The sequence below is a fragment of the Zhihengliuella sp. genome (assembly GCF_031178195.1).
GTDB lineage: Bacteria > Actinomycetota > Actinomycetes > Actinomycetales > Micrococcaceae > Zhihengliuella.
The window spans coordinates 1-24,002 of the sequence record NZ_JAPSJL010000002.1; the positions used below are offsets into that span (position 1 = coordinate 1).

The window sequence follows — 24,002 nt, forward strand, 5'->3', positions numbered from 1 at the left end:
GGGCTCTGCGGGGGTGCTGGGCTCTGCGGGGGTGCTGGGCTCTGCGGGGGTGCTGGGCTCTGCGGGGGTGCTGGGCTCTGCGGGGGTGCTGGGTTCCGCGGGGGTGCTGGGTTCCGCGGGGGTGCTGGGCTCTGCGGGGGTGCTGGGTTCCGCGGGGGTGTCGGCGCAGCGTGGGTCTGTAAAGACGTTGTTGTCGAGCGTCACCGACCCGTTGCGCGCAAGCACCCGACCTTCCACTGCAGTGTCCGTGGTGACCGTCACGGAGGTCATCGCCATGATGGTGCCCACGAACTCAGAGCTTGTCCCGAGCGTTGCCGATGATCCCACCTGCCAGAACACGTTGCAGGCTTGAGCGCCGTTGGTGAGCGCGACGACGCTATCCGTCGCCGTCGTCAAACTCGAGCCGATCTGGAAAATCCACACGGCGCTCGGGTCGCCCTCGGCATCGAGAGTTACCGTCCCTGTCAGCGCCGCCGACGACGAGGAGGTGTATACACCCTCCACAAGGGTCTGGCCACCCAGGTCATCGGAAATCAACGCGTCCGACGTTTGGTCAGCCGCGCTATTGTAGGCCGTGACAAGGTCATTCTGCGCTTGCTGAGCATGCGCGTCCGCCGTGTGCGTGGTGCCGCCCGAAACAATTCCAGGCGGAAAACCCGTGATGGAGGTGCCTGGGTAAACGCCGAGGTCACCCTCGACCACGCTGGGTCCTGTATTCGTCACCGATTGGCCCCCGAGCACTGCATAGGACTCTGCCGTGCCAAGTTCGACGACGGTAGCTGCGTAGGCGCTCGAACTGAACGACAGAAGCCCCGCGAGCACTGCACCAAGGGATAGAGCACTAATGGCGCGAATTCGTTGGAGCGGTTGAGTCGGGTTCAATCTGCGATGGGATGGCGTGACGGATTTCATGGAAATTGCTCTCTCTTTCCCCCGAGGTGCGAGGGAGCACCGCCCAACGTGGGCTATCGCTGACGATACGCGACGGGTGTCGGAGAAGATAGAGGGCTTGGGTCGTCACTTTCGGCCGCATTTCGCCCATTCGCCCGGCGTGTGCACAGTTGGTTCCGTTCCAGCCCTGAGGCGGCCTGGGTTCGATTTCCCCGGCCTATGAGGATCAGCGGCTCGATCGTGGTTGACCGAGGGCGCTCGAACTCTTTCGGGTGTATTCCTGATTCGAGTGCAGTGGCGGCTCTGCCGGTGCAGCTGACCGTGTCGTTGGAGACCGCTTTGGCTGGGAGCCGTCGGGTTTTCCGTTTTCAGTTGAGCAGTTCGACTTGCGTGATTCCCCGGAAGGGTTCAGCCATTGCGTTAGTGCTCATAAAAGTCTTCGCCTGGCGATCTCACTGGTTCGTTTGATGAGGCGGTAGATCCCACAGGTCATGTGTCGTTACAGTCATGCCGTCCTGGGTGTCCAGTGCCGGAGCACAGCAGTCACGGGCGAGCGTCCTCTGCACCGTCGGCGTGGGTGTGCCTATGGTTTCGACGCCGACAACGACGTGCCCGGAACGGGTCGGTCCGATCTTGGTCATCCTGACGACGGAGCCGAGCTGGACGAAGAGCGTGACCGGATCGATGAACCGCCTGATCGTTCAATCCCACCTCTCCTGGCCGGCGGATGGGGCGTCGTCAGGACTACTTCCTCGGCGTCGTAATGCCGGGACCCTCGGGCATCACCAGCCCGATGTCGTCCGAGCCGTCGTCCTCCGTGGCGCTTGCCTTCGCGCGGCGCCGGGCCACGCGGGTCGAGACCCACTGGGCGAGGTAGGTCAGCGCGAAGTTGATCAGGATGAAGATCGCTGCAACGACCACCAGTGCCTGGAAGACATTGGCGTTGCCGGTTCCGACCAGCCGCCCGCTGAAGAGCAGCTCGTTGTAGTTGATGATGGCGCCAAGCGCGGAGTCCTTGAGGATGACGACGAACTGCCCGAGCAGCGCCGGCATCATCGCCACCAATGCCTGCGGAATCTCGATGAGGCGGAGCGACTGGCCGCGGGTGAGGCCGATGGCTATGCCGGCCTCGCGCTGGCCCTTGGGCAACCCGTGTACGCCCGACCGGACCAGCTCCGCGACGACAGAACCGTTGTAGAGCGTCAGTGCGAGCACCACCGCGACGAAAGGAGCGTCGCCGGAGGGGACGATGCCCATGCGGCCGAAGAAGATCCAGAAGAAGATCATCATCAGGAGCACCGGCACTGCACGGAAGAATTCCACGATCACCGAGCTGACGCCGTTGACGAGCTTGTTCTGCGCGAGCCGGCCCATGCCGAACACCAGGCCGAAGACCAGCGATGCGATGATCGCGATGGCGGCCGACTTCAGCGTGTTCACCAGACCTGGCAGGAGATAGTTCTCCCAGGTCCCCGACTGCGCAAAAGAGCTCCACTTCGCAGCGTCGAGCTGGCCGAAATCGGCGAGGACCTTGACCACCCACGCCAACAGGGCGAGGACGGCCACAACGCCGAGGATGTTGGCGATCAGGATGCGCCGCCTGGCCCGGGGGCCGGGGGCGTCGAATAGGACGGATCCGCTCATCGTGCCACCGCCAGCTTCTTGGAGAGGTACGTCGTCAGCATGCCGACCGGGAGCACCACGATCACGAAGAACACGGCGACGGTCAGGAAGATCGGGATGCCCACGTCCGGCCGGAACTCCATCATCACCTTCATGGTGCCGGAGATCTCGGCGACCGAGCCTGCCGTCGCGACCGTCGAGTTCTTGATCAGCGCGATCAGGACGTTGCCGATCGGAGCGATCGCACCCCGGAAGGCCTGGGGAAGGATCACGATGCGCGCCGCAGGGAGGAAGCTCAGCCCGATCGCGCGGGCCGCCTCAGCCTGGCCGAGCGGCACCGTGTTCACGCCGGAGCGAATGGCTTCGCAGAAGAAGGCCGCGTGGTAGATCGTCAGACCGATGATGGCGATCCGGAAGAAGTTCAGGTTGAAGTCGGACGCCAGAGTGACCCGGAAGACGCCGAAGAGGACCAGTACGCCGAACGTGAGGATGATGGTCAGAGGGGTGTTGCGGAAGATGTTGACGTACGCGGCGCCCGCCCAGCGGAGGCTGGGCACGGGGGAGATGCGCATGAGCGCCAGCAGCGTGCCCAGCAGGAACGACGCGATCGCCGCCCAGAAGGTCAACTGCAGGTTGGTCCAGAACGTGGACAACATCTGTCCGCCGTAGGTTTCCCAGAGGGAAAGGTAGGCATCCACGGCCTAGCTCCTTTGCGGTCGGGTCTGACGCGAACCGGCGGCCCGGCATCCGCCCGGCCGCCGGTTCGCGTTCATCATTCGAGGACTACGCGCAGGCGTCCGGCGTCGGCGGGTTGAGCTCGGAGTTCGGCTCGTAGCCGGTGCCCTCGGTGTTGGCCTTGAGGGCCTCCTCCCAGGCGCCTTCCTCGATCATCTTGGTGATCGCGGCGTTGACGTCCTCGCAGATGTCGTTCTCCTGGGGGAGACCGACGCCGTAGCGCTCCTCGGAGAACGTGTTGCCGACGACCTTGAACTTGCCCTTATTGGCCTCGGTGGCCGCGAGACCGGCGAGGATGATGTCGTCGGTGGTGATCGCGTCGATGCTGCCGGTCTCCAGCAGTCCGAGGCAGTCTGCGTAGCCGCCCTGCTCCACCAGGTTGATGCCCGGGTGCAGGTCCTTCAGCTTCGTCGCCGACGTGGAACCGGTGACGGAGCAGAGCTGTTTGCCCTCGAGGTCCTCCGGACCCGAGATCGACTCCTCGTCCGCCCGGACCAGGAGGTCCTGGCCGGCCACGAAGTACGGTCCCGCGAACGCCACACGCTCCTTGCGCTCGTCGGTGATGGAGTAGGTCGCGAAGATCATGTCGACGCCGTTCGTCTCCAGGAGGGTCTCGCGGTTCGCCGACGGGGCGGAGACCCACTCGATCTGGTCCTCCGAGTAGCCGAGCTCGTTCGCGACGTACTTGGCCACGTCGACGTCGAATCCCGTGTACTCGGAGCCTTCCTGGAAGCCGAGGCCCGGCTGGTCGAACTTGATGCCGATGCGGACGTTCTCGCCGCCGGCCTCGCCCTCGCCCTCGCCGCCGGCGTCGGAGCCGCCACAGGCGGACAGGGTCAGCGCAGCGACGGCCGCCATGGACGCCAGCGCGATGCGGTTCTTGCGCATGTTCTTCTCCTTGTGTCTGGCCGGTGTCTCCGGCCGTCGTGGACTCCGGCGCGAGCCGGAAGCGTCGTTCGCCTAGTGGGTGATGAGTTTGCCGAGGAAGTCCTTGGCGCGGTCGGACTGCGGGTTCGTGAAGAACTCCTGGGGGGCCGCCTGCTCGACGATCGCGCCGTCGGACATGAACACCACACGGTCGGCCGCCTTGCGGGCGAAGCCCATCTCGTGGGTCACGACGATCATGGTCATCCCCTCCTGCGCGAGCCCGACCATGGTGTCCAGCACCTCCTGGATCATCTCCGGGTCCAGGGCGGAGGTGGGCTCGTCGAAGAGCATGACCTTCGGTCGCATGGCCAGCGCGCGGGCAATGGCCACCCGTTGCTGCTGCCCACCGGAGAGCTGGGCGGGCAGCTTGTCCTTCTGGTTCGCCACGCCGACGCGGGTCAGGAGCTCCATCGCCAGCTTGTCCGCCTCGGCCTTCTTCATGCCCTTGACCTTGATCGGTCCCAGCGTCACGTTCTCGAGGATCGACTTGTGGGCGAACAGGTTGAAGGACTGGAAGACCATTCCGACGTCGGCGCGCAGACGGGCGAGTGCCTTGCCCTCCTCGGGCAGCTTCACGCCATCGATGTAGATGGAGCCGTCGTCGATCGGCTCCAGGCGGTTGATGGTCCGGCACAGTGTCGACTTGCCCGAACCGGACGGCCCGAGCACCACCACGACCTCGCCGCGTGCGACCTCCAGCTCGATGTCCTGCAGGACGTGCAGCGGCCCGTAGTGCTTGTTGACCTTCTCCATGCGGACGACCGGGCCGGCGGCTTCGGCGCCCCTGCCAGTGTCAGTTGCGTTCATGTCAGAGACACTACTGGATGTAAGCCGTACCACAAGGGGCTGAGTGCCCGTTCACAAGGCGAAATTAACCGCATTGCAATGTAAAGCCGGAGCCGGGCCGCGTTCGACCCGTAGGCTGGGGAGCATGGGCAAGCACCACATCACAGCCGCCGACTTCGACTCCGTGCCGGATCCGGCACGCCGCAAGGGTTCGGTGGTGCTCCGACGCGACCGCGCCAAGACCAGCCAGTCCGATCAGATGCTGTTCGAGACGCCGCGGGACACGACGTTCGTCCACTCGGACCCCTGGCGCGTGCTGCGCATCCAGAGCGAGTTCGTGGAGGGTTTCGGCACGCTCGCCGAGCTCGGCCGGACCATCTGCGTCTTCGGCTCGGCCCGCACCCACCGCGACTCCGCGGAGTACCGGACGGCCGAGCAGATCGGGCGCCTGCTCGTCGGGCACGGTTACGCCGTCATGACCGGGGGCGGCCCCGGGGCGATGGAGGCGGCCAACAAGGGCGCGGTCGAGGGCGGGGGCACGTCCGTGGGGCTCGGGATCGAGCTGCCGTTCGAGACCGGGTTGAACGAGTACGTCGACATCGGCATCAACTTCCGGTACTTCTTCGCGCGCAAGACGATGTTCCTGAAGTACTCCCAGGGCTTCATCGTCATGCCGGGCGGCTTCGGCACGCTCGACGAGCTGTTCGAGGCGCTGACCCTCGTCCAGACCGAGAAGGTCACCAACTTCCCGATCGTCCTGTTCGGTACGGCGTTCTGGGGTCCGCTGATCGACTGGCTGAAGGGCACCCTGCTGGAGCAGGGGACCATCTCGGCCGAGGACCTCGAGCTGTTCCATCTCACGGACGATCCCGAGGACGCGGTCGAGTGGGCCACCACGTACCACCCGGAGCAGCCGCAGGGCACCGAGGCGGCCCGGCGACTGGGCCCGCAGTAGGCCGTCGTGACGCTGGCACTCCTGTTCCTCGCCATCCTGGTCCTCGGTACGACGGCGCTGCTCGTCTTCGGCCGGGGACGAGCGGCCGGTGCCCCGGGGGCCGGGCTCGACGAGGCGCCGTCGTCGCTTCCCCCGGTGTTCCTGCCTGAACGGCCCGGGGCGGCCGACGTGCGGGATGTTCGATTCTCACTTGCGTTCCGGGGTTACCGATGCGATCAGGTCGACGAGGTGATCGACGCGCTCTCCGCCGAGATCGAACGTCTCAAAGCGGAGCGCGGCAACGGCGAGGACCCCTGTGATTAGCACCACGGGGCGAAGTTCGGAATAATGTGAAATGCAGATTGAAGGGGACTGCGGATCCTGGGGCGGCGCGGTTGCGCCGGTCCGCCGGTCCGCTCGACGTCCTTCGATCCACCACTTGGCGGGGCCGCAGGGGTTCCGTCTGTCGAGAGAGGAAGTCAGCACCGATGGCTGCGATGAAACCGCGTACCGGCGACGGCCCCATGGAGGTCACCAAGGAAGGCCGGAGCCTCATTATGCGCGTGCCGATCGATGGCGGTGGGCGTCTCGTGGTGGAACTCAACGCCGACGAGGCGGCCGAGCTCAAGGAGTGCCTGGTCGGCATCACCGAATAGCCGGCCGGTGCGATCAGGGACAAGGGCGGGGACCGGGGCAGGCGCCCCGGTCCCCGCTGTCGTCTCAGCGCTTGACGGCCAGGAGCACGCCGGTGCCCGTCGGCAGCATCGAGATGACCATGTCCTCGCGGTCGCGCAGCAGCCGTGAGGCCTGGCGGGCGGCCACCGTCCCGGGCTGCCGGACGGCCGGCAGCGGGACCTTGTCCATGTCCAGGGCGTCGTTGAGGACCAGCATCCCGCCGCTGCGGAGCAGGCGCGCGCCCTGCTCGACGTATTCCACCAGGTGGGTCTTGTCGGCGTCCAGGAGGACGAAGTCGTAGGCCGACGTCGTCAGGCGGGGCAGGACGTCGCGGGCGCGGCCGGCGATCGTGCGGGTCCGGGAGGCGGGCACGCCGGCCTCGGCGAAGGCCTGCCGGGCGGCATCGAGGTGGTCCACGTCGACGTCGATCGTCGTGAAGACGGTCTGGGCGGAGAACCCGCGCAGCAGGCTGAGGCCCGAGACGCCGGCTCCCGTCCCGACCTCGACGGCGGTGCGCGCCCGCGACTGGGCCGCCAGCACGGTCAGGAGCGCGGCCGTGCCGGAGGTCACGGCGCGGACGCCGAGCTCGTACGCCCGCTCCCGCGCCCGCGTCAGCACCTCGTCCTCCAGCGGCAGTGCCTCGGAATAGGACCAGCTGCTGTGCTTGTCGGTGCTCATCTGCGGGTGCAACATCCTTCGGGGTCGGGTACGAGCGGTGGCGGCACGGGTGCCTCCGGACCGCGAACCATCACAGTTTAGCGCCGCCGGCCCCGAGCCGGTGCGGGGCTGATATCCAGAGATTTCACAGTGATGGATGGCACCATTGAAGCGTGAACTATTCACCAGTCCAGCCCGACTCCGCGGCGGCAGAACCCGAGAGCGTGCCCAGCTGGGAGACGATCGTGGAGGAGCATTCGTCGCAGGTGTACCGGCTGGCGTACCGGCTGACCGGCAACGCCCCTGACGCCGAGGACCTGACCCAGGAGACCTTCGTCCGCGTCTTCCGCTCGCTCCACACGTTCACCCCGGGCACGATCGGGGGGTGGCTGCACCGCATCACCACCAACCTCTTCCTCGATCAGGCGCGCCGGAAGAGCCGCATCCGGTTCGACGCACTTGCGCCCGACGCCGAGTCGCGGCTGGCCGGCCGCGAGCCCGGCCCGGAGCGCACCTTCGAGCACAACAACCTCGACGTCGATGTCCAGCGTGCCCTGGACGCACTGCCCGCGGACTTCCGCGCCGCCGTCGTGCTCTGCGACCTGGAGGGCTTCTCCTACGAGGAGGTCGCCGCCGCCCTGGGCGTGAAGCTCGGCACCGTCCGCTCCCGCATCCACCGCGGCCGTGCGCTCCTCCGGGACCGCCTCGAGCACCGCAATCCGCGCCGCACGACCCCGACCATGACGCTCCCGCGGGTGAAGCGGGCCGTCTCGTAGGCATCAGCATGCATCGAACCGAACGTCTCCTCGAGCCGTACATCACCGGCGAACTGCCCACGCCGCGGTCCCAGAAGGTGGAGACCCATCTGCGCGAATGCGCCGACTGTCGGCTCGAACTCGCCACCCTCCGCCGTCGCCGCCTCCGCGCCGAGCGGCTCCGACACGCGGCCGCCCGGTCGGCGGGCGGACCCGCCGGCTTCACGAGCACCGGAGGCCCCTTCGGCGGCGACGTGCACGCCCCCCTCTCCGCCGGCAATCGCCCCGGCGCGGGTATCTCCGTCGGCCCCGGGCCGGCGACCGCGGGGGACCGCGCCCGCTGGACACGCCCCGAGGGAGCCGCGCACGACGGGGGAGCCGCGCACGACGGGGGAGAGCGAGGCGGGCATCGCCCGGCCACGCTGCCCGTGCTGGGCCTCGCCGTCGTCTGCTCGCTCATCGCGGGGCTCTTCGCCGTGGCCTGGGCGATGGGCGGGACGGGCGCGGCCGCGGCCAGCGCCGCCGCAGGACAGGCCGCCGCATGGGACGAGGACGGAACGGAGCTGACCCCCGCCGCGGTCGTCGAACTGCAGAACTCCGGGTGGAACCTGCCCGACCTGTCCTACATGGACTACCGGCCCGTGCGTGCGCTCGGGTTCGTCGTGGAGGGCCAGCCACGGGTCGAGCTCACCTACCAGGGTCCCGCCGGCACGCTCGCGATCGTGGAGCGGCGCAAGGCCGAGACGGAGAGCACTGCCGTCGATGCCTCGGTGGAGGCGGATGCCTCCCGCCTCGCCGCGGAGGGGCGCGCCGCGGTGCGGGGGGACAGTTCCGGTGGGGACGGTTCTGGTCCTTCCGAATCCGGGGAGGGACGCGCGCCGACCTTCGACCTGCACGGGGTCATGGTCCGCCACGCCGTCGCGCCCGTCTCGCCGACGGCGCGCGGGCTCGAGGGCGAGAGCTCCTCGATCGACACTCCCGACGCCGTCTACACGGTCACGCTGCCCGAGGGCGGCCCACGCGAGGCAGTGGTGAACCGGATCGTGCTCACCGAGTACTCGCAGTTGGAGCACGCGCCGGTGGCCGACGACGACATGCTCTCCCGCATCGCCCGCGGATTCAGCCGCATGGGCCTGCTCGACATCCTCGGCTAGTCCTCCGGCGGCGATGCGACATGAGTCCGAACGGATACAGGCCGCAGGCCGGGAGCAGGTAGTCTCATAACGTGTTTGGAATCAACGGTGGCGAGTTCCTCATCCTCGCGTTGCTCGCGGTGCTCGTGCTGGGCCCGGACAAGCTGCCCGGTTATGCACAGCAGCTCGCGGAGCTGGTGAAGAACGTCCGCCGGATGGCACAGGGCGCCAAGGAGCAGCTCCGGGACGAGGTCGGCGACGACATCGCCGACATCGACTGGCGCAAGCTCGATCCCCGGCAGTACGACCCCCGCCGGATCATCAAGGAGGCGCTCCTCGACGACTTCGAGGACGCCGCCCGAGCCGCCCGCGAGACCCCGAAAGCCACCGCGCGGAAGTCGGTCTCCGCCGGCGCGGCGCGCCAGTCGATCGAGACCACCCCCGGCTCGGCGGCCGGTGCTTCCGGAGCCATGGGGGGCGCGGCCGCCCTCGGCGCGGGGGCCGCCCTGGGCACGACGCGACGCCTCGCGCCGGGAGACCCGGCCCCGTTCGACGTCGAAGCGACCTGAAGCGGTCGCTGACGCCTACCGCGGCGTGACGTCCAGACGCAGGCCGGCCAGCCCGCGCGGACGGCGCGCGAGCCGGTGGGCGATTCCCCGGATCTCCTGCGATGCCGCCGACTCAGGCCGGCTCACCACGATCGGCACGCCCGCGTCACCGCCCTCGCGGAGCTGCGGCTCCAGCGGCACCGAGCCCAGTAGCGGCACGTCGACGCCGAGGCGGGACTGCAGGCGCTCGGCCAGCGCCGCGCCGCCGCCGGCGCCGAAGGGCTCCATCCGCGTCCCGTCCGGCAGCTGCAGCCAGGACATGTTCTCCACCACGCCGACGACCTCCTGACCCGTCGTCTCGGCCACGGCGCCGGCGCGCTCGGCGACCTCCGCGGCGGCGGACTGCGGCGTCGTCACCACCAGCAGCTGCGAGCCGGGCAGGAGCTGGGAGACGGAGATCGCGATGTCCCCGGTGCCGGGCGGAAGATCCAGCAGCAGCACGTCGAGATCGCCGAAGTGCACGTCGGTGAGGAACTGCTCCAGGGCGCGGTGGAGCATGGGGCCCCGCCAGACAACAGGTTGGTTGCCCTCGACGAACATGCCGATCGAGATGACTTTGACCCCATGGGCGACCGGGGGCAGGATGAGCTCGTCCACCCGGGTCGGCGCCTGGGTGATGCCCATCAGCCCCGGGACCGAGAAGCCGTGGACGTCGGCGTCGATCACGCCCACGCGCAGGCCGTCGGCCGCCAGGGCGCAGGCGAGGTTGACCGTCAGACTGGACTTGCCGACGCCGCCCTTGCCGCTCGCGACGCCGATGACCCGGGTGAGGCTGTTCGGCTGCGTGAAGGGCACCACGCGGGACGTGAGCCCGTCCTTCAGCGCCTGCCGCTGCTCCGGCGTCATCACGCCGAGCTCGACGTCGACCGCAGCGATGCCGGGGACGGAGGTCGCCGCGGCCGTGACGTCCTCGACGATCGTGTTCCGCAGCGGGCACCCCGCGATGGTCAGCAGGACGTGCACGGTGGCCGAACGGTCGTCGTACGCCTCGGCGGAGGCGACCATGCCGAGATCGGTGATCGGCCGGCGGAGCTCCGGGTCCTGGACGGAGCCGAGGGCGGCCGAGAGGAGGCGGGTGAGTTCCGGATCGGGGGTGGGGCTCACTGCGGCCTTCCCGGAGTGGAGGAGCTCGGCGGGCCGGACGCGTCGCCGGGGGAGACCTGCGGGATCTGCGTGGTGGCGTCCGAGACGCGTTCGCGGCGCTTTGGCGCCCGGCCGCGCAGGCGGATCTCCTCGCCGTCGTTCGACTCGAGGAGGTCCTCGAGGGCGCTGCGCAGCTCGCTGCGCACGTAGTCGCGGGTGGCGACGTCGCGCAACGCGATGCGCAGGGCCGCGAGCTCGCGGGTCAGGTACTCGGTGTCGTGCAGGTTGCGCTCGGCTCGTTTGCGGTCCTCCGTGAGGGAGACCTTGTCCCGGTCGTCCTGGCGGTTCTGGGCGAGGAGCAGCAGCGGAGCGGCATAGGACGCCTGCAGGGACAGCATCAGCGTCAGCGCGGTGAAGCCCAGCGCGGCGTCGTCGAAGCGCCACTCGATGGGCGCCAGGGTGTTCCAGAGCAGCCAGACCACGCAGAACACGGTCATGTAGAGCAGGAACAGCGGAGTGCCCATGAACCGGGCGAAGCCCTCCGTGGCGCGGCCGAAGGCATCCGGGTCCGGGCGGAACCGCGGTACCCGGCGCGCGCTGGCTGGCAGCGGCGTGTCCAGGTTCCGCTGGGGGCGGGAGCTCTTCTCAGCCATTCGCTGCCTCCTCCGCATCGTCGTTGGTCCGCCAGTCGTCCGGGAGCAGGTGGTCCAGGACGTCGTCGACGGTGACCGAGCCGACGAGGCGCCCCTGGTCGTTGACCACCGGCAGGCTCGTCAGATTGTACGTGGCGAGCATCCGGGCGACATCCGCCACCGTCGCCAGGTCGTTCACCGGCTCCAGGTCTGTGTCGATGATGTTCCCCAGCGGCTCCGGCGGCGGCATGCGCAGGAGGGCCTGGATGTGCACGACGCCGAGGTACCGTCCCGTGGGGGTCTCCAGCGGCGGCCGGCACACATAGACGGCCGACGCCGTGGCCGGGCTGAGCTCCTCCTGCCGGACATAGGCGAGGGCCTCGGCGACCGTGGCCTCAGGCGGCAGGATGACGGGCACGGGCGTCATCAGCGAGCCGGCGGTGTCCTCCTCGTACTCGAGCAGGCGCCGGACGTCGTCGGCGCCGTCGGGCTCCATGAGCTGCAGCAGGGCCTCCTGCTGTTCGTCGGAGAGCTCGTTGAGGAGGTCGGCCGCGTCGTCGGGGTCCATCTCCTCGAGCACGTCGGCCGCGCGTTCCATGTCCAGGGCGGAGAGGATCTGGACCTGCTCCTCGTCCGGGAGTTCCTGCAGGACGACGGCGAGGCGGTCGTCCTGCAGCTCGGCCGCGACCTCGAGCCGGCGCTTGTCCGACATCTCGTGGAGGGCCTCGGCGAAGTCGGCCGGCTTGAGCTCGTCGTGCGCCGCCACGAACTGGGTCGCCGCCTGCGGCTCCGAGTCGTTGAGGTGGAGGATGTCGTTCCACTCCACCACCACGCGCTCGCCGCGGGAGAGGCGGCGGAAGGGCCGGAAGCCGGTGTCGCGCTCGCCGCGGCGCACATAGTACGCGGAGACCACCCAGTCGCCGTTGCGCAGCCGGTCCAGCCCGATGTCCTCGATCACGCCGATGCCGGTGCCGTCCTTGAAGGTGACGCGCTGGTCCAGCAGCTCGCCGACCGCCAGCCGCTCGGCACCGCGCTTCTGGAAGCGGCGCAGGTTCACCAGGCCGGAGCAGATGATCTGCCCGGCCTCGATCGCCTGCACGCGGGTGACCGGGACGAAGACGCGGCGCTTGCCCGGGACCTCGACGAGCAGGCCCACCATGTGCGCAGGTTTGCTCGGCCCGCGGTCGACGACGACGACGTCGCGCAGGCGGCCGAGCCGGTCGCCGAGCGGGTCGAAGACGTCGAGGCCGAGCAGACGGGCGACGAATACCTTGGTGGTCAGGGAGCTGCTCATGCTGTCAAGGCTACTGCCTGTGCCGCGTCGTCGGGGGCCGCACAGGCCCGGACGGGCGGCCCGCGTTCGCCGCGGCCAGGGGGCGGTTCACCCGCAGCGATACCCGCCCGGCCGCGGCTCCCGTCTCGGGGCAGAGGGGGCACAATGGGGGTATGTCGACTCCGTTTGGTTCCACCCCGTCCCAGCAGGACCAGTTCACACTGCCGCGCGGCGAGATCCTCGGCCGCTACGAGTCCTACCTCGATGCGCAGAAGGTGGTGGACTACCTGGCGGACAACGACTTCCCCGTTGCGAACGTCAGTATCATCGGCTGCGACCTCAAGAGCGTCGAGCGGGTGACGGCCAAGCTGAGCTACCCGCGGGTGGCCCTCTCCGGTGCCGCCCAGGGCGCCATGTTCGGTGTCTTCGTGGGACTGCTGCTGAGCCTGTTCACGACCGGCAACCCGATCAGCCAGTTGCTCTCCTCGATCGGGCTCGGCATGGCGATCTGGATGATCGTCGGCGTCGTCGGCTACTCGCTCCGCCGCGGCAAGCGCGACTTCGCCTCGTCCAGTCAGATCATGGCCGGCTACTACGACGTCGTCGTGGCGTTCGAGCACGCGCAGGCGGCACGGAACCTCGCGTCCAGCCTGCCCATGAGCCGCGTCCAAGCCGGCAACGTCACCCCGGCGTGGGCGCCGCGCGACAACTCGGGTGGCGCGACCCCGCCGGCCCACGGCACGGGCTCGGCACCGACCGCTCCCGGCACGGGCCCTGGGTCGGCTGCCTCCCCGGCCGCGGCGACCGGGAGCGATCAGCCGCAGGGACCCACCACGCAGAACGGGACGCCGTCGCGCCCGCGCTCGGGTTACGAGGACCTGCCGGACGGCCGACCGCGCTTCGGCGCACGGCTCGAGCCGGAGACCGGGGATACCGCAGCCGGCCCCTCGGCGCCGCACACCGACGGAGAGAGCGCCGCCGGGACGCCGTCGGGAGAGCGGCAGGACGCGTCGGCGTCGTCGACCGATCCGGAGTCGGCCGGACGCGGGAGTCACGAACCCGAGACCGACCGCCCGTCCGACGCCGAGGCGAACGAGCCGTCGGCAGGGACCTCGGAGACCCACGAGCCCGGAAGCGGCACCGACCGAGACCGCTGAGCCGGGGCCTTCGAGCTCGGCTCGGAGCATGGAGGAGGGCGGCGGCGAGATCGAATCTCGCCGCCGCCCTCCTCCATGTCTGTGGGACTGTCCGGGTCAGCCCTGCTGGGTCCTGAGCCAGGCCTCGATCTCGTCGGGGGTGCGCGGCAGGTCGGACGAGAGGTTCACACAGCCGTCCTCGGTGACGAGCACGTCGTCCTCCAGCCGGACGCCGATCCCGCGGTACTCCTCGGGGACGGCGAGGTCCTCGGCCTTGAAGTACAGGCCGGGCTCGATCGTGAAGACCATGCCCGGCTCCAGCACGCCGTCGAGGTAGAGCTCGCGCTTGGCCTGCGCGCAGTCGTGCACATCGAGCCCCAGGTGGTGGCTCGTCCCGTGCGGCATCCAGCGGCGGTGCTGCTGGCCCGCGTCCGAGAGCGCCTCGTCCAGCGACACGGGCAGCAGGCCCCACTCGTCGAGTCGCTCGGCCAGCACGGTGATGGCCGCCTGGTGCAGGTCCCGGAACCGATTCCCCGGCTTGGCGACGGCGAAGGCCGCCTCCTGTGCGTCGAGCACGGCCTGGTAGATCCTCCGCTGGACCTCGGAGTAGGTCCCGTTCACCGGCAGCGTGCGCGTGATGTCCGCGGTGTACAGCGAGTCGGCCTCGACACCGGCGTCCACGAGGATGAGGTCGCCGGCGTTGACCTGGCCGTTGTTGCGGATCCAGTGCAGGACCGTGGCGTTGTTTCCGGAGGCGGCGATGGTGTCGTAGCCGAGGTCGTTGCCCTCCTCGCGGGCCCGGGCGAAGAACGCGCCCTCGACCACGCGCTCGCCGCGCTTGTGCTCCACGGCGCGGGGGAGCGCCTGGGCGACCTGGTGGAACCCGTTGATCGTGGCCTGGACGGCCGTGCGCATCTGCTCGATCTCCCACTCGTCCTTCACCAGCCGGAGCTCGGAGAGCGCCTCGGCGAGCTCGGCGTCGAGCCGGTCCGACTCCTCCAGGTCGACGGCGGTGTTGATCCGGGAGGTGTCGACGAGGGCGTCGCAGTTCAGGTCGACGTCGCGCAGCAACCGGATGCGCACGCCGCCGAGGGCCTGGTGGCCGGCGTTCTCGGTGATCGCGTCCTCGAGCTTCTCGTCCATGTGCGCCGTGGGCAGGCCGAGGCGGGCCTGGAGCTCCGCGAGCGTGGGGCGTGGCCCGATCCAGAACTCGCCGGTGCGCGCGTTGGAGTAGAACTCCTCCGAGTCGCGGCCGGCCATGGGCCGGAAGTAGAGGGTGGCCCGGTGGTGGCCGCCGTCGTCGCCCGTGCCCTCGGCGACGGGCTCGAACACGAGGACGGCGTCCGGCTCGTGGTCCAGGCCGAGGCCGGTCAGGTGGGCGAACCCGGAGTGCGGCCGGAAACGGTAGTCGGTGTCATTGGAGCGGACCTTCAGCGGTCCGGCCGGGACGACCAGCCGCTCGCCGGGGAAGCGCTCGGAGAGCCTCCGTCGCCGCTGCGCCGCGAAGGGTGCGACGGCGTCCTCGGGCGGGAGGGAGGTGTCGGCGGGAGCCCAATGGCTGCCCATGAACTCTTTGAAGGCCGCCGACGAGGGGCGCTGCGAACGGTTGTTCACACGGTCCTCGATCGGCTGATCGCTGCCAGAAGTGGGGTTGTCTTCAGTCATCACCGACACATCGTCTCAGACGGCGGCGGACTCCACCACCGGGCGGGACTAGGGTGGTGGCATGCTGATCGATCTGCACGCGCACTCCCGGATCTCCGACGGCACGGAGACGCCGCGGGAGCTCGTCCGGGCCGCCGCCGAGGCCGGTCTCGACGTCGTCGCGCTGACCGATCACGACCAGACGGCCGGGTGGGACGAGGCGGCGGCCGCGGCCCGGGAGTTCGGCGTCGGGCTCGTCCCCGGCATGGAGGTCTCCTGCATGACCGGGTCCGGGATCAGCGTCCATCTGCTCAGCTATCTGCACGACCCGGCGGACAGCGCACTGCTCGCGGAGGTCGGTCGGGCGCGGGACTCGCGGATGCACCGGGCCCGGCGGATGGTCGACCTGCTCGGGGAGGACTTCCCCATCAGCTGGGAGACCGTCATGGAGCACACGGCTGAGGGGGCGACGATCGGCCGGCCGCACATCGCGGACGCGCTCGTCGCGACGGGCGTGGTCCCGACGCGCAGCCGGGCGTTCGACACGATGCTCTCCCACCGGTCGCGGTACTACGTGGGCCACTACGCGCTCGACCCCGTGGAGGCCGTGCGACTCGTCGCGGCCGCCGGGGGAGTCCCCGTGTTCGCCCACCCGGTGGCCTCCGAGCGGGGCCGCGTGGTGGGCGAGGACGTGCTCCAGGCGATGATCGCCGCCGGGCTGGCCGGCCTGGAGATCGACCACCGCGACAATCCCGAGCCCGGCCGCCGGCGGCTGCGCCAGCTGGCCGCCGCGCACGGCCTGATCGTCACCGGCTCCAGCGACTACCACGGCACCGGCAAGCCCAACCGGCTCGGGGAGAACACCACCGCGCCGGAGATGCTCGAGCGCATCCTCGCCGCGGGCACCGGGACCCGCGCCGTCGGACTCTAGCCGTCCGCGGGACGGCCGGACGGCCAGCCGGGCGTCGCGCCGGCGGCCCGTGGGGGCCTGCCGTCAGGGACGGACGACGACGGCGTGCTCGCCGAGGCGTTCGGCCATGACGTGCACGGCCTCCTCGTTCGCGTCCACGCAGACGAAGCGCCGGCCCAGCTGGGCCGCGGCGGCACCGGTGGTCCCGGAGCCCGCGAAGAAGTCCAGCACCCAGTCGCCCGGCCGGGAGCTGGCGCCGATGATGCGGCGCAGCACGCCCAGTGGCTTCTGCGTCGGATAGCCGGTCTTCTCCCGCCCGGTCGGCGAGACGATCGTGTGCCACCAGACGTCCGTCGGCAGCTTGCCCAGGGCCGCCTTCTCCGGCGTCACGAGTCCGGGCGCCATGTACGGCTCCCGGTCGACCTCGAGCGCGTCGAAGTGGTAGGCGGAGGGGTTCTTCACGTACACGAGGATGTTGTCGTGCTTGGCCGGCCAGCGGTTCTTGGAGCGCCCGCCGAAGTCGTAGGCCCACACGATCTCGTTCAGGAAGCACTCCCGGCCGAAGACGGCGTCCAGCATGACCTTGGCGTAGTGGACCTCCCGGTAGTCCAGGTGCACGTAGAGCGTGCCGTCGTCCGCGAGGAGCCGCCAGGCCTCGCGGAGCCGCGGCTCCAGGAATCCCCAGTAGTCGTCGAACGCGTCGTCGTAGCTGCGCAGCGCGCCGCGCAGGGTCGAGTAGGAGACCCCCTTGAAGCCGACCCGGTCGCCCTCGCCGTCGGCGACGCGGACGCTGGTGGTGGACTGGCGCAGCTGCCTCCGGCCGGTGTTGAACGGCGGGTCCACGTAGATGAGCGTGAACGCACCGTCCGGCAGCGTGGGCAGGTAGTCGGCGTTGTCGGCGTGGACCACCAGGTCGGGGCCCTCGGGGGCCCACGCCGCGGATCGCGTCGGTTCCACCCCTTACTCGGAGTCGGTGTTCTTCACGACCTCGCCGTTGCGGCGGCGGGTCCGGGAGCGACGACGACGCGGCTGGGCGCCCTCGGCTCCGCCGGCCTCGCCCGCGGCCCCGGAGCCCGGGGTCGGCTCGGCATCGGCCGCTTCGGCGCGGCGGCCGCGTCCCTCGCCGGTGGACTCGCGGTTGGGGCGGTCGGCGCGGCCGTGGCCGCGGCCGTGGCGGCGCTCGCCGTCGTGCCCGCCCTCGGCCCGGCCCCCGCGGCCGCCGCGGGAGCGGCTCCGGCCGGCCGGGGCCTCCTTGGCGGGACGCTTGCCCGTCTCGCCCAGGTCCTCGACGGCCTCGCCCGCCAGACCGTCCAGCTTGCGCAGGTGGCGCGGCAGGCGGCCCTTGGTGCCCTCGGGGATGTTCAGTTCGGCGTAGAGGTGCGGCGAGGACGAGTACGTCTCCACGGGCTCGGGCCGGTCCAGGCCGAGGGCCTTGTTGATCAGGCCCCAGCGCGGCAGGTCCTCCCAGTCGACCAGCGTCACGGCCGTGCCCTTGTTGCCGGCGCGGCCGGTGCGGCCGACGCGGTGCACGTAGGTCTTCTCGTCCTCCGGGCACTGCAGGTTGATGACGTGGGTGACGTCGTCGACGTCGATGCCGCGGGCGGCGACGTCGGTGGCGACGAGCACGTCGATCTTGTGGTTGCGGAACGCCCGGAGCGCCTGCTCTCGGGCGCCCTGGCCGAGATCGCCGTGGAGTGCGCCGGCGGAGAAGCCGCGGTCGGAGAGCTCCTCGGCGAGCTTGGCGGCGCTGCGTTTGGTGCGGGCGAAGACGATGGTGCGGCCGCGGCCCTCCGACTGGAGGATGCGGGCGACGATCTCGTCCTTGTCCAGTGGGTGGGCGCGGTAGATGACCTGGCGGATGTCCTTCTTGGTGATGCCCTCGTCCAGCGGGTCGCGCGCGCTGATGTGGGTGGGCTGGGACATGAACCGGCGGGCCATGGCGATGACCGGACCGGGCATGGTCGCCGAGAAGAGCATCGTCTGGCGGACGGCCGGCAGGGCGGCGAGGAGGCGTTCGACGTCGGGCAGGAAGCCCAGGTCGAGCATCTCGTCGGCCTCGTCCAGGACGATCATCCGGATGTTGCCCAGGTTCAGGTGGCGCTGCTTGTGCAGGTCCAGCAGGCGTCCCGGCGTGCCGACGACGACCTCGACGCCCTTCTCGAGCTGCTCGATCTGCGGCTCGTAGGCGCGGCCGCCGTAGATGGTGGCGATGCGGGTGGTGCTCAGCTGGGCGGCCTTGGTCAGGTCCTGGGCCACCTGGACGGCCAGCTCGCGGGTCGGGGCCACGATGAGCGCCTGCGGTGCGCCCGGGGTGGGCAGGTCGGCGTAGCCGGGCTCGTCGGGGTTCACGACCCGGTGCAGGACCGGCAGTCCGAAGCCGAGCGTCTTGCCCGTTCCGGTCTTGGCCTGGCCGATGATGTCGTGGCCGCTGAGTGCGATCGGCAGCGTCATGGACTGGATGGGGAAGGGGGCGAGGATCCCGGAGTCCGCGAGGGACTTGACCAGCTCGCCGCGCAGCTCGAAGTCGGCGAACGTCTGCTCGGGGGCCTCGGCGGGGGCTTCGATCGGTGCGTCGAGGGGAGCGATGCTCTCCTCGTTGGTGTTCTCAGGTGTGGTCGTCAATGACTTCTCATTCTTCTCGGCGCCAGCCTCCGTGCCCTCTCGGGCCGAGGAACCGCGTCCGGAGCCGGATGCCCGTCGCCGTCGGCCGCGCTTCGGCGGTCGGGCGGGGATCGGGGGCGGTCGGGGACGGTCCTGCGGACGGGGCGGACGCTGGCGCGTCCAGCGGAGCCGATCGTGGTCTTCTGCGGCGACGGGCGCACCCGGCGGGGCGGCGTCGCTCAATGGCAGGTTCGCTGGGAAACGCTGCAAAAGAGGGTCGAACTCGTACGATCGGGCATCCTTCTCTACGCGGCCAGTCTAACCCGGCGACCGCTGGAACGCCGCGAGGCCGTCAGCTGCGGTCCCCGGAGGTCGCCGGCACGCCCGTGATCTCGAACCGCACCCGCCGCTCGGCGATGTCCGCCTCCGCGGCGCGGACCCGGACGCGGTCGCCCGGGGAGGCCTCGCCGTCGGCCTTCGCCATGATGGCCGGGTCCACGATCTGCACGGTCCCCTCGTCGTCGATCACGATGGCGTCGAACTCGTCCCCGATCCGCTCCGCCAGGAGCGCGGCCTCGACGGCGTCGACGGCCTGCCGCTCCGCCGCCGAGGCGCGCCGGCCCGAGGCCCGCATCAGCTCCGGCAGTTCCGGCAGGGCCGTGCGGACGGACTCGGGCACCGGCTCGCCGTGGACGAGGTCCCAGCAGGTCTGCAGGACGAACCGGTCCACGAGCCGGCGCAGCGGCGCGGTGGTGTGCGCGTAGGGCGCGGCGATCGCGGCCTGGACGGCGTCGTCGGGCACGTCGCCGTCGAACGCCGTGTAGTCGGCCCCGCGGAACAGGATCGTCGCCGCATGCATCAGCGCCAGGGCCTCCGCGTCGGAGACGTCGAGCGAGGCCAGGAACTCGCCATAGGGCTGCCCCTCCGGCCAGGGGTGGCCGAGCGCCTCGGCCTGCCGCCGGAACTCCTGCACGCGCCGGTCATCCGGGGCGGGCATGGTGCGCAGGACGCCGACGCGCCCCTCGAGCATGATCCTCGCCGCCTCCATCCCCGTCATCAGGGAGATCTGCGCGTTCCAGTCCTCGACCGGGAGGCCGCCGCGCTGGACCAGCACGTAGCGGCCGGACGCGTCGACCTCGATCTCCTGCTCGGGGATGCGCAGGCTGGCCCCGCCGCGCTGGCGCTCCAGCGCACCACGCAGGGGGCCGATCTCGCGCAGCAGGGGCAGCGTGTCCCCGCCGGGCAGGTCCTCCTCGCCGGCGTCGAGCGCCGCCTGGACCCCCTCGTAGTCGAGCTTGGCGCGGCTGCGGACCGTGGCCCGGTCGAGGCCGGTGCGGACCACCGCGCCGGCGGCGTCGAGCGCGAAGGTCCAGACGTACGCGCCCCGCTCGCGGTTCGGCAGCAGGCTGCCGGCGTCCTCGGCGATGGCCTCCGGGTGCAGGCCGACCCGCCGGTGCGGCAGGTAGACGGTCTGACCCCGCTCGCGGGTCGCGGCGTCCAGGGCTCCGCCGGGGCGGATGAAGGCCGGCACGTCCGCGATGGCGTAGCGCACCGTGAACCCGTCGCCGTCCCGCTCGATGTGGACGGCCTGGTCGAGGTCGGTCGACGTGGGCGGGTCGATCGTCACGAACTCGACGGAGGTGAGGTCGAGGTCCGGCAGGACGACGGCGGCCGCCGCGCCCTCGGCCTCGGCGAGCACGTCGGCGGCGAACTCCGCGGGTGGCTCGAGGCCCGAGACGATGTCTGCGAGGGCGTCGGCGAGACTGGACTGGAGCGCGCGGGCCGAGAGCCCGACCTGTTGGGTGATCACGGCCACACCCTAGCAATCGGCGGGGCACCGGGGGCGCACCGGGTCTGCGGCGCCACCCGGCAGCGGCCGGGAAAGCGCCGGAACGGTGGACGGTGGGCCCGGCAGGGTCGCCGGTAGGGTTGCTGCCATGATGGACAGCCCCCTCGACCGCTCCCTGGAACCTTTCCTCTACGGGCTCATGGCCTACCGGGAGCTCACCGCGTTCGAGCGCCTCTCCTCGGACGCGCGCTTCTCGCCGACGCTGGCGGACCGGATGGACCTGGCCCGGCTGGCCGTGACGGAGTACGAGCACTTCGAGCTGGTCCGCGCGGCACTGCTCGAGGCCGGCCTCGAGCCGGACGCCGCCATGGCCCCCTACGTGGACGGGATCGACCGGCTGCACGAGCGGACGCGCCCGGGGGACTGGTACGAGTCGCTCATGAAGGCCTACGTCATGGACGCCCTGACCAGCGATCTTTACGCGGCGCTCGGCACCGGCCCGGATCAGCGAGCGCTGCTGACTGAGCGGGCGCGGGCCCTGGTCGGGCGGATCCAGCGGATGGACGACCAGACCGCATGGCTGGCGGGACGACTGCAGCGCGCGATGGACGAGGACGCGCGCCTCGCGCCGCGGCTGGCGCTCTGGGGGCGCCGCGTGGTGGGGGAGTCGCTGACGCAGGCCCGCCGCCTGCTGGAGCGCGACGACGTCGGGCCCCTGTTCGGCGGGGCCGACGCCAAAGCGGCCCTCCTCGCGAACCTGACGCAGCGCCATTCCCGGCGCATGTCGGCGCTGGGACTGACGTCGTAGGGGAGGGGGCCGCCTCGGCCGTGCCCGGCTCTCGGCCGTGCGGCCGGTGAGGATCTACTGCGCGAAGCCGACCGGGCGCGGCGTGACGTTGCCGATCTCGACATAGCCGATGGTCGCGACCGGGACGACGACCTGCCGGCCCTTCGCATCGCTGAGGGTCAGCAGTCCGCCGTCGGCGAAGGCCTTCGAGACGATCTCCGAGACCGCCTCCTGGGACTGGTCCGAGTCGACAACGACCTCGCGGGCAATGTTCTGAATACCGATGCGTACGTCCATGGTGGTTAACCTACGTCAGGACTCCTTCGGGAACCGGCCAATTCCGCGCCAAGCTAAACGCGCCACGAGCTCGCTGGCCTCGTCGAGATCGACCTGGTCCGCGACCTCGAGCCACGCCCGGGCGGCGACCTGCGCCATGCCCGAGAGGCTCCGGCCCAGGAGGAGCGCCCGGGCCTGGTCCAGATTCGTGTCGCCGGCGATGACGTTCGCGATCTCGTCGGCGATCCGCGCGTTGAACTCGTCGAAGCGGCCGCTGACCTCGTCGTCGTTGAGGAGATCCGACTCGAAGACGAGCCGGTGGGCCTGGTGGTCGGCCGCGACGAAGTCGAAATACGTGCGGATCGCCGCGTTCACGCGCTCCTTGTTGTCCGCCGTCGAGCGCAGGGCCGCCACCATCGCCTCCGTGAGGACGGCCAGATGCTGGTCGATCAGCGCCAGGTAGAGCTCCCGCTTGCCGGGGAAGTGCTGGTAGAGCACCGGCTTGCTGACCTGCGCCCGGTCCGCGATGTCGTCCATCGCCGCGCCGTGGTAGCCGTTGGCCACGAACACGCGGTGCGCGGCCTCCAGCAGCTGGGCGCGGCGCTGCGCCCGCGGCAGGCGGGCCGGACGCCGTGCGCCCTCGTCCTCCGCCGATGCCCGGGCGGCGCCCGCGTTCTGCCCGCCGCTGTCCTCCACGCTGCTCCGCCTCTCCCCGGCGTGCCGCTGCCGTGTGGCCGACACGCCGCCGCGTCCATGTCTCGTCCGTGCCGCTGTGTGACGCGGCACGGACCCCGATTCTACGCGCGCCGGGCGCTGCCGCCGTGACCCGCCGTCGTGGTGATCCTAGAGTTGGTCCATGGACTCCGCGACCCACGACCCCGCAACCGCCGCCGCCCCCGGGACCGCGCCGTCCGCGCAGGGGCGCGGGGGTCCCGAAGCGTCGACGGGCCGCGTGCCACCGCTCGTGGCCCCCGGCCCCGAGCTCACCGAGGACGAGTACCGTCGGTTCTCCCGCCACATCCTGATCCCGGAGATCGGCGTGACCGGCCAGCGCCGCCTGAAGAACGCGAAGGTCCTGGTCATCGGCGCCGGTGGGCTGGGCTCCCCGGCGCTGCTGTACCTCGCGGCGGCCGGCGTCGGCACGCTGGGGATCATCGACGACGACGTCGTGGACGCCTCCAACCTGCAGCGCCAGGTCATCCACGGCACCAGCCGGATCGGCCGGCTCAAGACCGAGTCGGCGCGGGAGACGATCGCCGACCTCAACCCGGAAACCGCCGTCGTCCTCCACAACGAGCGGTTGACGCGGGAGAACATCCTGGAGATCTTCGCCGACTACGACCTCGTCCTCGACGGAACGGACAACTTCGCGACCCGGTACCTCGTCAACGACGCCGCCGCGATCCTCGGCAAGCCCTACGTATGGGGCTCCATCCTGCGCTTCGACGGCCAGGTCAGCGTCTTCTGGCGCGGCCACGGCCCCACCTACCGGGACCTCTACCCCGAGGCGCCCCCGGCCGGCAGCGTGCCGTCGTGCGCCGAGGGCGGCGTGTTCGGGGTGCTGTGCGCGCAGATCGGCTCCGTCATGGTGGCCGAGGCGATCAAGCTCATCACGGGCACCGGCGAGCCCCTGCTGGGCCGGGTCCTGATGCTCGACGCCCTCGCGATGTCCTGGCGGGAGATCCGCCTGCGGCCCGATCCCGCGGTCCAGCAGCCCGCGGAGCTGCTCGAGGACTACCCGGCGTTCTGCGGCATCGCTCCGCCGTCGGGCGACGAGGTGCCGGCCGTCTCCGCGTCGGAGCTGCGCGACCTGCTCGCCGCGCGTGCCGCGGGCGGACCCGGCTTCCGGCTCATCGACGTGCGCGAGGCGGGCGAGGCGGAGATCGTCTCGATCGACGGCGCCGAGCTGGCCCCGCGCGGGGAGATCCTCAGCGGCGAGGTGGACCTGCCGCGGGACGAGCCGCTGATCCTGCACTGCAAGTCCGGCGGCCGCTCGGCGGAGGTGCTGCGGCACCTGCGCGCCCAGGGGTACGACGACGTCCGGCACCTCGACGGCGGCATCACCGCCTGGGTGCGCGAGGTCGAACCGGGGAAGCCGCTCTACTGAGGCCGCCCCGCGGCGGATCCGGCAGGGCGTGGTCGGGCTG

Annotated in this window: 25 protein-coding genes; 10 read left to right on the forward strand and 15 right to left on the reverse strand. The window is 70.7% G+C overall.

All coding sequences use genetic code 11. The features are described 5' to 3' along the window. The 5 genes from RIN46_RS02700 to RIN46_RS02720 form a co-directional block, all read right to left on the reverse strand. Positions 1-822: ice-binding family protein (locus RIN46_RS02700; protein WP_309109439.1), on the reverse strand; the 822-nt coding region annotated here is incomplete at its 3' end. A gap of 813 nt (positions 823-1,635) precedes the next feature. After that, entirely contained in the window at positions 1,636-2,535 is a 900-nt protein-coding gene (locus RIN46_RS02705; RefSeq protein ID WP_309080107.1) for an amino acid ABC transporter permease, read from the reverse strand. Next, complete coding sequence (locus tag RIN46_RS02710; RefSeq protein WP_309080106.1) at positions 2,532-3,212, reverse strand: amino acid ABC transporter permease; 681 nt, start codon at positions 3,210-3,212, stop codon at positions 2,532-2,534. Before RIN46_RS02710 ends, RIN46_RS02705 begins: the two co-directional genes overlap by 4 nt. A gap of 85 nt (positions 3,213-3,297) precedes the next feature. Continuing rightward, positions 3,298-4,137: a glutamate ABC transporter substrate-binding protein gene (locus RIN46_RS02715; RefSeq protein WP_309080105.1), complete on the reverse strand. Its 840-nt coding sequence runs from the start codon at positions 4,135-4,137 to the stop codon at positions 3,298-3,300. Between the two features lie 72 nt (positions 4,138-4,209). Then, on the reverse strand, positions 4,210-4,929 hold the full coding sequence (locus RIN46_RS02720; protein ID WP_309080133.1) for an amino acid ABC transporter ATP-binding protein: 720 nt from the start codon (positions 4,927-4,929) through the stop codon (positions 4,210-4,212). A gap of 178 nt (positions 4,930-5,107) precedes the next feature. On the opposite strand from RIN46_RS02720, the gene RIN46_RS02725 reads away from it, so the two are divergent. The 3 genes from RIN46_RS02725 (at position 5,108) to RIN46_RS02735 (ending at position 6,552) form a co-directional block, all read left to right on the forward strand. Further along, positions 5,108-5,917, forward strand: coding sequence for a TIGR00730 family Rossman fold protein (locus RIN46_RS02725; protein WP_309080104.1), 810 nt, complete (start codon positions 5,108-5,110; stop codon positions 5,915-5,917). Between the two features lie 6 nt (positions 5,918-5,923). Next, on the forward strand, positions 5,924-6,220 hold the full coding sequence (locus RIN46_RS02730; protein ID WP_309080103.1) for a DivIVA domain-containing protein: 297 nt from the start codon (positions 5,924-5,926) through the stop codon (positions 6,218-6,220). 164 nt (positions 6,221-6,384) lie between these two features. Then, positions 6,385-6,552 carry a DUF3117 domain-containing protein gene (locus RIN46_RS02735; RefSeq protein WP_309080102.1) on the forward strand — a complete coding sequence of 56 codons (168 nt, stop codon included), beginning with the start codon at positions 6,385-6,387 and terminating at the stop codon, positions 6,550-6,552. A 64-nt stretch (positions 6,553-6,616) separates the two neighbouring features. Here the strand turns inward: RIN46_RS02735 and RIN46_RS02740 are convergent, their stop codons facing one another. Further along, a complete protein-coding gene (locus RIN46_RS02740) occupies positions 6,617-7,249 on the reverse strand; it encodes an O-methyltransferase (RefSeq protein ID WP_309080101.1) in 633 nt (210 codons plus the stop codon). Positions 7,250-7,401: 152 nt separating this feature from the next. Here RIN46_RS02740 and sigE point away from each other — a divergent pair, with 152 nt between their 5' ends. The 3 genes from sigE (at position 7,402) to RIN46_RS02755 (ending at position 9,685) form a co-directional block, all read left to right on the forward strand. After that, positions 7,402-8,004: an RNA polymerase sigma factor SigE gene (sigE, locus tag RIN46_RS02745; RefSeq protein ID WP_309080100.1), complete on the forward strand. Its 603-nt coding sequence runs from the start codon at positions 7,402-7,404 to the stop codon at positions 8,002-8,004. A gap of 8 nt (positions 8,005-8,012) precedes the next feature. Beyond that, positions 8,013-9,137 carry a zf-HC2 domain-containing protein gene (locus tag RIN46_RS02750; protein ID WP_309080099.1) on the forward strand — a complete coding sequence of 375 codons (1,125 nt, stop codon included), beginning with the start codon at positions 8,013-8,015 and terminating at the stop codon, positions 9,135-9,137. Positions 9,138-9,208: 71 nt separating this feature from the next. Next, positions 9,209-9,685, forward strand: coding sequence for a Sec-independent protein translocase TatB (locus tag RIN46_RS02755; RefSeq protein WP_309080098.1), 477 nt, complete (start codon positions 9,209-9,211; stop codon positions 9,683-9,685). Between the two features lie 15 nt (positions 9,686-9,700). On the opposite strand, the gene RIN46_RS02760 is transcribed toward RIN46_RS02755, so the two are convergent. Genes RIN46_RS02760 through RIN46_RS02770 form a run of 3 tightly spaced genes read right to left on the reverse strand, consistent with a single transcriptional unit; the run spans position 9,701 to position 12,733 of the window. Next, positions 9,701-10,828 (reverse strand): P-loop NTPase, encoded by a 1,128-nt coding sequence (locus RIN46_RS02760; RefSeq protein WP_309080097.1) that lies wholly within the window; start codon positions 10,826-10,828, stop codon positions 9,701-9,703. Continuing rightward, the gene (locus RIN46_RS02765) at positions 10,825-11,460 is read right to left on the reverse strand and encodes a DUF1003 domain-containing protein (RefSeq protein ID WP_309080096.1); all 636 of its coding nucleotides are present in this window, start codon (positions 11,458-11,460) and stop codon (positions 10,825-10,827) included. The genes RIN46_RS02760 and RIN46_RS02765 overlap by 4 nt, the downstream gene beginning before the upstream one ends. Beyond that, a complete protein-coding gene (locus RIN46_RS02770) occupies positions 11,453-12,733 on the reverse strand; it encodes a magnesium transporter MgtE N-terminal domain-containing protein (protein WP_309080095.1) in 1,281 nt (426 codons plus the stop codon). Before RIN46_RS02770 ends, RIN46_RS02765 begins: the two co-directional genes overlap by 8 nt. A 152-nt stretch (positions 12,734-12,885) precedes the next feature. Here RIN46_RS02770 and RIN46_RS02775 point away from each other — a divergent pair, with 152 nt between their 5' ends. Further along, the gene (locus RIN46_RS02775; RefSeq protein WP_309080094.1) at positions 12,886-13,869 is read left to right on the forward strand and encodes a general stress protein; all 984 of its coding nucleotides are present in this window, start codon (positions 12,886-12,888) and stop codon (positions 13,867-13,869) included. Between the two features lie 96 nt (positions 13,870-13,965). Here the strand turns inward: RIN46_RS02775 and RIN46_RS02780 are convergent, their stop codons facing one another. Next, a complete protein-coding gene (locus tag RIN46_RS02780) occupies positions 13,966-15,513 on the reverse strand; it encodes an aminopeptidase P family protein (RefSeq protein ID WP_309080093.1) in 1,548 nt (515 codons plus the stop codon). Positions 15,514-15,574: 61 nt separating this feature from the next. Between RIN46_RS02780 and RIN46_RS02785 the strand changes: the two genes are divergently transcribed. Next, entirely contained in the window at positions 15,575-16,423 is an 849-nt protein-coding gene (locus tag RIN46_RS02785; protein ID WP_309080092.1) for a PHP domain-containing protein, read from the forward strand. 63 nt (positions 16,424-16,486) lie between these two features. On the opposite strand, the gene RIN46_RS02790 is transcribed toward RIN46_RS02785, so the two are convergent. The 3 genes from RIN46_RS02790 to RIN46_RS02800 all read right to left on the reverse strand — a co-directional run bounded on the left by RIN46_RS02790 (position 16,487) and on the right by RIN46_RS02800 (position 20,813). Beyond that, on the reverse strand, positions 16,487-17,359 hold the full coding sequence (locus tag RIN46_RS02790) for a DNA methyltransferase (protein ID WP_309080091.1): 873 nt from the start codon (positions 17,357-17,359) through the stop codon (positions 16,487-16,489). A 3-nt stretch (positions 17,360-17,362) separates the two neighbouring features. Next, on the reverse strand, positions 17,363-19,024 hold the full coding sequence (locus RIN46_RS02795; protein ID WP_375141834.1) for a DEAD/DEAH box helicase: 1,662 nt from the start codon (positions 19,022-19,024) through the stop codon (positions 17,363-17,365). Between the two features lie 331 nt (positions 19,025-19,355). Then, positions 19,356-20,813, reverse strand: a complete 1,458-nt coding sequence (locus RIN46_RS02800; protein WP_309080090.1) for an RNB domain-containing ribonuclease — start codon at positions 20,811-20,813, stop codon at positions 19,356-19,358. A gap of 127 nt (positions 20,814-20,940) precedes the next feature. Between RIN46_RS02800 and RIN46_RS02805 the strand changes: the two genes are divergently transcribed. Next, on the forward strand, positions 20,941-21,600 hold the full coding sequence (locus RIN46_RS02805) for a ferritin-like fold-containing protein (RefSeq protein ID WP_309080089.1): 660 nt from the start codon (positions 20,941-20,943) through the stop codon (positions 21,598-21,600). A gap of 54 nt (positions 21,601-21,654) precedes the next feature. Here the strand turns inward: RIN46_RS02805 and RIN46_RS02810 are convergent, their stop codons facing one another. Further along, positions 21,655-21,876 (reverse strand): DUF3107 domain-containing protein, encoded by a 222-nt coding sequence (locus tag RIN46_RS02810; RefSeq protein ID WP_309080088.1) that lies wholly within the window; start codon positions 21,874-21,876, stop codon positions 21,655-21,657. 15 nt (positions 21,877-21,891) lie between these two features. Then, positions 21,892-22,551, reverse strand: coding sequence for a TetR/AcrR family transcriptional regulator (locus RIN46_RS02815; RefSeq protein WP_309080087.1), 660 nt, complete (start codon positions 22,549-22,551; stop codon positions 21,892-21,894). 160 nt (positions 22,552-22,711) lie between these two features. Between RIN46_RS02815 and moeB the strand changes: the two genes are divergently transcribed. After that, positions 22,712-23,962 (forward strand): molybdopterin-synthase adenylyltransferase MoeB, encoded by a 1,251-nt coding sequence (moeB, locus tag RIN46_RS02820; RefSeq protein WP_309080086.1) that lies wholly within the window; start codon positions 22,712-22,714, stop codon positions 23,960-23,962. The last annotated feature ends 40 nt before the right edge of the window (positions 23,963-24,002 follow it).

Excerpts from the sequence above, each read along its gene's own strand:
- RIN46_RS02705 (WP_309080107.1), bottom strand. The coding sequence starts at position 2,535 with ATGAGCGGATCCGTCCTATTCGACGCCCCCGGCCCCCGGGCCAGGCGG.
- RIN46_RS02715 (WP_309080105.1), bottom strand. The coding sequence starts at position 4,137 with ATGCGCAAGAACCGCATCGCGCTGGCGTCCATGGCGGCCGTCGCTGCG.
- RIN46_RS02720 (WP_309080133.1), bottom strand. The coding sequence starts at position 4,929 with ATGGAGAAGGTCAACAAGCACTACGGGCCGCTGCACGTCCTGCAGGAC.
- RIN46_RS02725 (WP_309080104.1), top strand. The coding sequence starts at position 5,108 with ATGGGCAAGCACCACATCACAGCCGCCGACTTCGACTCCGTGCCGGAT.
- RIN46_RS02735 (WP_309080102.1), top strand. The coding sequence starts at position 6,385 with ATGGCTGCGATGAAACCGCGTACCGGCGACGGCCCCATGGAGGTCACC.
- RIN46_RS02740 (WP_309080101.1), bottom strand. The coding sequence starts at position 7,249 with ATGAGCACCGACAAGCACAGCAGCTGGTCCTATTCCGAGGCACTGCCG.
- RIN46_RS02750 (WP_309080099.1), top strand. The coding sequence starts at position 8,013 with ATGCATCGAACCGAACGTCTCCTCGAGCCGTACATCACCGGCGAACTG.
- RIN46_RS02765 (WP_309080096.1), bottom strand. The coding sequence starts at position 11,460 with ATGGCTGAGAAGAGCTCCCGCCCCCAGCGGAACCTGGACACGCCGCTG.
- RIN46_RS02770 (WP_309080095.1), bottom strand. The coding sequence starts at position 12,733 with ATGAGCAGCTCCCTGACCACCAAGGTATTCGTCGCCCGTCTGCTCGGC.
- RIN46_RS02775 (WP_309080094.1), top strand. The coding sequence starts at position 12,886 with ATGTCGACTCCGTTTGGTTCCACCCCGTCCCAGCAGGACCAGTTCACA.
- RIN46_RS02780 (WP_309080093.1), bottom strand. The coding sequence starts at position 15,513 with ATGACTGAAGACAACCCCACTTCTGGCAGCGATCAGCCGATCGAGGAC.
- RIN46_RS02785 (WP_309080092.1), top strand. The coding sequence starts at position 15,575 with ATGCTGATCGATCTGCACGCGCACTCCCGGATCTCCGACGGCACGGAG.
- RIN46_RS02805 (WP_309080089.1), top strand. The coding sequence starts at position 20,941 with ATGATGGACAGCCCCCTCGACCGCTCCCTGGAACCTTTCCTCTACGGG.
- RIN46_RS02810 (WP_309080088.1), bottom strand. The coding sequence starts at position 21,876 with ATGGACGTACGCATCGGTATTCAGAACATTGCCCGCGAGGTCGTTGTC.
- moeB (WP_309080086.1), top strand. The coding sequence starts at position 22,712 with ATGGACTCCGCGACCCACGACCCCGCAACCGCCGCCGCCCCCGGGACC.